The organism is Candidatus Symbiopectobacterium sp. NZEC135, assembly GCF_025962695.1.
The window spans coordinates 1-549 of sequence record NZ_JAGFPF010001424.1; the positions used below are offsets into that span (position 1 = coordinate 1).

Sequence of the window (549 nt, forward strand, 5' to 3'; positions counted from 1 at the left end):
AGGATAGCACCACCCGCCGGGCCGGATTCCACCAGACGCACCGGCTGTTCGATGCCGGTTTGCAGCGTGGTGACCCCGCCGCCGGAGGTCATCAAAAACAGTGGGATGTGTAATCCGCGTGCGGTCAACAACTGCTCCAGACGTGACAGATAGCCGGCCACTTGCGGTTGCACGTAAGCGTTCGCGCAGGTGGTAGAGAGCCGTTCGTATTCACGGATTTCCGGGCACACCACGCTGGAAAGCGACACCGCGAGATGAGGCAGTTCTTGTTGCAGGATCTCAGCAACGCGCTGTTCATGCTGCGGGTTGCGATAGCTGTGCAGCAGCACTACGGCGACGCTGTCGATATCTTCCTCGCGCAGTGACTGTGCAATGCGCCTTACGTCGTCCTCATTGAGCGGCAGCAGCACCTCCCCCTGCGCATTGATGCGCTCGGTGACGCCAAAGCGCCAATAGCGTGGCACCAGCGGAGCGGGTTTTTGCAGGAACACATCGTACTGTGCGAAGCGATCTTCCAGGCCAATTTCGACCAGATCGCGGCACGCCTGG

At 60.5% G+C, this 549-nt stretch carries 1 protein-coding gene; it reads right to left on the reverse strand.

Annotation, left to right across the window (positions count from 1 at the left end; all coding sequences use genetic code 11):
• A partial coding sequence (locus tag J5224_RS34630) for a hydantoinase/oxoprolinase N-terminal domain-containing protein (protein ID WP_319802554.1) occupies positions 1-549 on the reverse strand: 549 nt, incomplete at both ends.